We start from the raw sequence: 6597 nt of genomic DNA on the forward strand, positions 1-6597 counted from the left end.
CAGACATATTCCATCATATTAGCAAAGCTTTCATTGAGCCAAAGGTCATCCCACCACTTCATAGTGACCAAGTTACCAAACCATTGGTGAGCCAACTCATGAGCAACGACAAGTGCTACATCTTGACGGCTGGATACCGTAGAATTTTCATCTACCAAGAGGTAAATTTCGCGATAGGTCACAAGGCCCCAGTTTTCCATAGCACCAGATGAAAAGTCTGGTAGGGCGACATGAAGCGACTGAGGAATCGGATAGTTGACACCGTAATATTCTTCGTAAAATTCAATTGAGCGAACAGCAATGTCCAAAGCAAACTCTAAGTTGCTGGCTGGGTGAGCCTTGGTCGCGTAGACACCGACCAAAGTTCCGTTTTTAGTTTTAGCGGTAATGCCTTGCATATCACCCGCAGCAAAGGCCAAGAGATAGGAAGACATGCGAGGCGTTCTTTCAAACTTCCAAATGCCTGTCGCTTTCCGATTTTCAACGTCGATTTCAGGCATATTAGACAAGGCAAGTTCGCCCTCTGCTTGGTCAAATTTCAAAGCCAAATCAAAAGTCGCTTTAGCTTCTGGCTCATCTACGCTTGGAAAAGCTTCACGAGCAAAATGGCTCTCAAACTGAGTAGAAATAATTTCTTTTTTCACTCCATCCACAGTATAGTAAGATGGGTAAATCCCCGTCATATTGTCAGTAATCTTACCTGTATAGGTCACCGTTACTTCAACTTGACCTGTGGCATCTAACTCGATGTAAAGAGCTTCGTTCGCATTGTCGACTGTAAAAGGACGTGTCTGACCAGATACTTCGGCAGTATCGATTACTAGGTCCTTTTGGTGCAGGGAAATCTTACTTGACTTAGCTTCTCCAATAATGGTCACCTTGCCTGAAAAGGTCTTATCTGCACGATTGAGATCTAGAAATAGATCGTAGTGTTCAGGAACAAAAGTGTCAATAAAATGTGCAACTGCTTGCATGTTTTTTCTCCTCGTCTAAGATACAGGAAATCCTGTTCATTAAATACTTTTTGAAACCATTTTACCACATTTTAAAGCAAAGAAAAAGACAAGGATGACCTGTCTTTGTAATTCACGAGAAACTCAAAACATTATGTTTTTCTTTTTTCTTTTTCGAGTTCAGCTACGCTTTGATTGTAGATGCGATTTTCTTCCTGGTAGGTCTCTTGCAGGCGATCCTCGAAGTGGCGAATTTGTCTTTCAAACTCATCCCTATTATCCTCTAGCTGATGCAGTTCATAAGTCGGGATAGAGTCGGGATTGTTGCGACAGAAAGATAGGATGGATTCACTCATTCTTTCAGAGACATTTCTAGCCTCTCTTCTCATATCCTGATAATCCCATTCATACTCACTAACTTTCTTTCGAAACGCTATGTGATCGTCATCGAGACGATCGATCTTTTTCTGAATATCCATAAAGCCTCCTATAAGATAGGGCTGGTCAAACTAGGCTTAGGAACAGCGTCTAGTACCTCCTTGATTGAATCTGCTGCTCCACCTGTGAAAGCTCCAGATAAGTCAGCAGGTACTTGAGTGGAGGCAAAAGTTTTCATAGCCTCAGCTTGACTATCCAACCAAGTTTGCAAAGCTTGACTTTCTTCAAGAAGGACAGCTCTTTTAGCTGAAATCAAACCTCGAATGGCAATACGTTCCTGAATCTTTAAATATTCTTTTTTTATACGTTCGGCTTCCGCTCGATCTTCTGTATTTGGTTCAATCATGCGTTTCCTCCTATTTATTTGTAAAAATCTGGGCGCCTTTTTGATCAATTTCTACGATGTTATCAGCTGCCTTGTTTAAATTGCCAGCAATTTCCGTCATTTTGGTCGTATAGGCACTTGCTGAGGCGAGAGTAGAGGCTTCTGTTCCTCCATTCCAAGCTTTGGATAAGGTCAGTTCAGACAAGAGATCTTCTACTTCTCCAGATGAAAGGTTGTGAGCTAATGTAAAAGATGCATTTCTTAGTTCTGAGATGTGCGCCTCAACTTTTGTTTTTGCACTTGCTAACTTATCTTTAATCTCTTGCTCGTAGACCTCAGCTTGTAACTGAGCCGTTTGCGCGCTTGTACGAACTAATTCCTCTCTCAAGCTAATCATTTGACTGCCTGAACTCGTTTTCAAAGAAGCGTGCAGTGCACCAATGCGTTGTCTCTTTAAAGTGAGTAATTCTTGCTTAGAAGGTTCTGGAGCAAAAGGTCCGTATTCCTTTAAATACTCACGAACATAGTATTCAGGAGTCACCTTGTCCATCTCTAAACCATAATTTGCGATTGCTACATTTACCTTATATGTTTTTGCTTTATATTCAGCAATCTTTCGTACCTGCTTTTCTGTCATGCCGGAAACGAATTTATTTTTTTTGATATACTTATCAAAATCATAATTATTACCTTTTAAATACGGAGTTTGGATATTATGGCTTTTTCCTTCATAAAGGCGAACTTGACCGTAGGGGATAGCTCCTCCATTTCCATCCCCTCCTGTAATTTCCTTACCAGAATCTGAGTAGATTATCGCATGTTTTTTTAAATACTTCATATCTGATGCTGTGAAATGACCAGTATCTACAGACTTTTTAGCTCCCCAATCATAGTAATTAACAATTTCTTTAACTCTATATTTTACTGAAAGCTTTGCATTTGGTACTCCAGCTTGACTATGAGCAGATGAATACCAAATTTGACCACCTTCCACTCCTTTCTCCTCCAAGCGTCTCTGTGTTTCCGCAAAAAATTCATCCATCTTAGCATACTGGGGACTTAAACCAGAGCCATAAGCGGCATCAACAGCACCTCTTGCAGATTCCACAGTAGTGGCTATCTCACCAAAAGAATTTTTCAATGGATTAAATTTGTCCTGTGTACCAGCCGTTAAGACAATGGTCTTTGAATAATCAGTTTTATTATTTACAATAGGAGCGACAGCAATAGCTTCTGTTGCAGAATTTTCAGAATTGATGATTTCGTATTCTTGTCCTCCTCTTTCAATAGAATCGCTATCGCCCTGTTTAAGTTTTTTCCATTCTCTAACTTTTTTGTGTAATTTCTGTATATCCTCATGTGTTAATTCCATTCTGAATAGCTCCCTCTTTTAATTTTAAGGTTAAAATCTATTTTCGCGTTAGGGCTTCCATTCTCACTTTTATTAACATTTTTTAACTGACCATCGTTTATCAAAGCTTCAATGTTATCATCTGTTCCTTTAATTGGAGGTGTTAACTTCGCCTCCTCTGGTAAATGATTAGCGCCACTAACATCGATCTTTTCATCCAAAATTGAAGAACCTTTTAGAAAAATATTTTCATTGCCCATTTGGTCAAAGTCAAGAGTTAAGTCTCCAGTTGTTCCATATGTCGGATAACCTTTTTTACCTATTCTCTTCCCCATCACCGCCCGATTCCCTTCCTTATCATAGATTACTGGCAGAACGTCCGCTGTGAATGGAGGTTTTTCCTTGCCACCTTGGATGAAAATCGGAGAGAATTCTATTTTAGAAATTCCTGAGTAGTTTTCTTTGATATAGGTCCCAAGCTGTTCTTCTAACAAGCGAAAACCATGCTTAATAATCTTTTCTTCTTTTGCATCAAGTCCTGTCGAACTTTTTTGTGAATTTACCATATAAAATACTCCTCCAAAAATTAAAACTGCAAGAACTGTAATGATTGCAAAGATTTTTCCCTTCATCAGTTTCCTCCATTATATTCAATAAAATTGCACAACAAGAAAGCGCTTAGATACATTATAATTAATAATTTCAACATATTTCTACCTTAATTTTTAGAATAGTATATTTACTGAGAACGATTTAAGACTATCGTTGTAATTTCTTTAACGCCATTCTCTCTTATCTTCTTTTTTATTTCATCGATATAGACTATATCTGAATCTACGCTTCCTCCTATAATTCTCCAAAAATCTGGCTGCCTTTTTGGTCAATTTCCACGATTCTATCAGCTGCCTTGTTTAATTTTCCTGCTATACTTGTCATTTCCTTCTGATATGAGTTGGCCGAAGAAAGAGTTGCTGCTTCTATTCCAGTATTCCAAGCTAGCTCAAAACTCAACTCAGATAGTAAACCCTCTATCTCTCCACAAGAAAGGTTATGAGCCAGCGTATACGCTGCCGATCGTAGTTCTGTTATATGCTGAGAGACACTTTCCTTGGCATTTGCAAGTTTATCTTTGATCGCCTGCTCATATACTTCAGCTTGTAACTGAGCTATTTGCGCACTTGTACGAACGAGTTCCTCTCTTAAACTAATTTTTTTATCGCCAGAGCTGGTTCTTAAAGAAGCGTGCAGTTCATCAATGCGTCGTCTCTTTAAAGTGAGTAATTCTTGCATAGAAGGTTCTGGAGCAAAAGAACCATATTTTTCTAAATATTCTTTAACATAAGATTCTGGATCTGTACTATCAAACCATGTCTCTAGCTTAGACAAGTCAAATTTTTCAGCAGCTTTAGCTTTTCTTTTAGCAATCTCCCTCACTTGCTTTTCAGTCATACCGGAACAGAAAAGACCTTTTTTTACATACCATTTAATATCTAGACTATTACCTTTAATCTTGGGTAAGCCAGCATTATGATGTTTTCCCTCTACAGTAAATACTTTTCCATACGGGATGATCCCTCCATGACCATCCCAACTTGTTAAATCTTTCCCTTGATCACTGTATGAATGTAAGTGTTTATTAATATATGCCAATTCTTCATCACTAATACCTCTATAATCGGCTGTATTTTTTGTCAACGAATTCCACGCACCCCAGTCCATGAAATTTGTAATCTTCTAGACTTTCATTTCCGCAGCTACTTTAGCAACTGCTGGTCCAGCTTGACTAAATCCCGACATATTACTAATATCGACTTCTTGTCCTGTTCCAGCCATTTTTTTAGCCTTAGTTAATGATTGGTTATAAAACTCCCGCACGTCCTTTGTCTGTTCTGTTAATTGTTTTCTTGCCATAACTGCATTGAATCCAGATTCTAAAACATGATTATTAATGTCTCCACCGGGAGCTTGAGTTCCAGCAACAACAATGGTAGTTTGAGTGTAATCTGGCTTCCCTTGCTTATCAAGAGGCGCAACGGCAATGGCTTGGGTAGTTTCGTTGACTTCATTGATTAAGATATATTTTTGCCCTCCCCTTTTTATTGAAAAATCTTCACCAGTGTCATGGTTTTTGATTATTTTTAGAACTCTTGTTTGTAATTCCTGTACCTGTTCATCATTCAATGCCATTCCCATTCATTTCCTTTCCTAATTTCTATATTATAGACAACTTCTGCTTCTTGACTGCCTTTTTCACTTTTAACCACATCTTTTAGTTGTCCATCTTTAACAAGCGCTTCAATATTTTCATCCATTGAGGGGTTGATTGTCAATTTAGCTTTTGGAGGCAAGCTTTTGTAATTCGTTATGTCAAGAAATTTACCATTTACATCAATTTCAATCACTTCCTCATCAAAACCATTAAAATCTAACCGTAGATCTCCTAAAAGACCGTAGCTTGCATAGCCATGCTTGCCAACTTTCCGTCCTAAATATGCCTTATTCCCATGCTTGTCATAAATTACGGGAACGATATTAGCATCGAACATAGTCTGCCCATCCCCACCTTGAATAAAAATTGGTGAAAACTCAATTTTACTGACTCCTGAATAGTGCTCTTTAATATAAGTTGACAACTGTTCTTCCAACAAACGAAATCCGCGTTTGTAAAGTTTCACTCCTTTATCGTCTAAAACGTCACTAACATTATATGGCGAATTTTGATGTTCAAGCCATTTTGTCATACAATATACTCCTCCTGAAATTAAAACTATAAGAACTGCAATGATCGCAAATTTTTTTTTCTTCATTATTTACCTACCTCACACCTTTATAAAAACGCTTTCATTTTTTAATTATAGTATATCACAATATTTCTAGTCATACTATTATTTCTGGTCTCATTCATTTCTTTATAAAAGCGCTTTTAATTATCTGTTTATGATATCTTAAATCTTTTACATAAAAAAGTTCTATTTCAAATCCTATAAATAACTTCGCTTTCATTCTTTACGTTTCCCTTAAGACCAAACTGTAATCTTTGAACCTCTTGATCAGACAAAGTCATATCATTCGTCTCCTTTACTCAAGTTAACATTATAAACAATTTCTGCATTCGGACTGCCTTTTTCATCCTTAATAACATCCTTTAACTGACCGTATTCAACTAATAATTCAATATTCCAATCAATCCCTTTAGCTCTTGTGAGTTTAGCTTCTTCAGGTAGATGTTGCGCGTTAGAAACATCAATGTTATTCCCGTTTGAGTCCTTTAAATCTATAGCTTCATTTCCACCTCCATCAAAATTAAGAATTATATGTGAGACGATACCAAAGCTACTTGGATACACATTATTAACTTTAGTACCAAGAGTGGCTTTATTCCCATATTTATCATAAATCGTCGGACGTACATAGGCATTTGAGAAAGTTGACCCTTCCTCAGTAACGTAGATTGGGGAAAACTCAATCTTTTCAACCCCTGAGTAATGCTCTTTTATATAAGTTCCTAGTTGCTCTTCCAGAAGTCGAAA

At 37.6% G+C, this 6597-nt stretch carries 7 protein-coding genes and 1 pseudogene; all 8 read right to left on the bottom strand.

Going from position 1 to position 6597, the window contains the following annotated elements:
- The coding region (locus Q0191_RS02665) for a M1 family metallopeptidase (RefSeq protein ID WP_297663594.1) at positions 1-974 on the bottom strand (974 nt) is incomplete at its 3' end.
- Between the two features lie 131 nt (positions 975-1105).
- On the bottom strand, positions 1106-1432 hold the full coding sequence (locus Q0191_RS02670; RefSeq protein WP_297663596.1) for a hypothetical protein: 327 nt from the start codon (positions 1430-1432) through the stop codon (positions 1106-1108).
- A gap of 8 nt (positions 1433-1440) precedes the next feature.
- Positions 1441-1737, bottom strand: coding sequence for a hypothetical protein (locus Q0191_RS02675; RefSeq protein WP_297663598.1), 297 nt, complete (start codon positions 1735-1737; stop codon positions 1441-1443).
- A 10-nt stretch (positions 1738-1747) separates the two neighbouring features.
- Positions 1748-3088 (bottom strand): hypothetical protein, encoded by a 1341-nt coding sequence (locus Q0191_RS02680; RefSeq protein WP_297663600.1) that lies wholly within the window; start codon positions 3086-3088, stop codon positions 1748-1750.
- Entirely contained in the window at positions 3079-3699 is a 621-nt protein-coding gene (locus Q0191_RS02685; RefSeq protein ID WP_297663602.1) for a hypothetical protein, read from the bottom strand. The genes Q0191_RS02680 and Q0191_RS02685 overlap by 10 nt, the downstream gene beginning before the upstream one ends.
- Before the next feature lie 214 nt (positions 3700-3913).
- Positions 3914-5254, bottom strand: a pseudogene (locus Q0191_RS02690) (hypothetical protein).
- The gene (locus tag Q0191_RS02695; protein WP_297663604.1) at positions 5245-5874 is read right to left on the bottom strand and encodes a hypothetical protein; all 630 of its coding nucleotides are present in this window, start codon (positions 5872-5874) and stop codon (positions 5245-5247) included. Before Q0191_RS02695 ends, Q0191_RS02690 begins: the two are co-directional and overlap by 10 nt.
- 258 nt (positions 5875-6132) lie before the next feature.
- On the bottom strand, positions 6133-6597 hold a 465-nt coding region (locus Q0191_RS02700), incomplete at its 5' end, for a hypothetical protein (RefSeq protein ID WP_297663606.1).

It is taken from the genome of uncultured Streptococcus sp. (genome assembly GCF_938036805.1).
GTDB lineage: Bacteria > Bacillota > Bacilli > Lactobacillales > Streptococcaceae > Streptococcus.

Coding starts and splice junctions, on each gene's coding strand:
- Q0191_RS02670 (WP_297663596.1), bottom strand. CDS start 1,432: ATGGATATTCAGAAAAAGATCGATCGTCTCGATGACGATCACATAGCG.
- Q0191_RS02675 (WP_297663598.1), bottom strand. CDS start 1,737: ATGATTGAACCAAATACAGAAGATCGAGCGGAAGCCGAACGTATAAAA.
- Q0191_RS02680 (WP_297663600.1), bottom strand. CDS start 3,088: ATGGAATTAACACATGAGGATATACAGAAATTACACAAAAAAGTTAGA.
- Q0191_RS02685 (WP_297663602.1), bottom strand. CDS start 3,699: ATGAAGGGAAAAATCTTTGCAATCATTACAGTTCTTGCAGTTTTAATT.
- Q0191_RS02695 (WP_297663604.1), bottom strand. CDS start 5,874: ATGAAGAAAAAAAAATTTGCGATCATTGCAGTTCTTATAGTTTTAATT.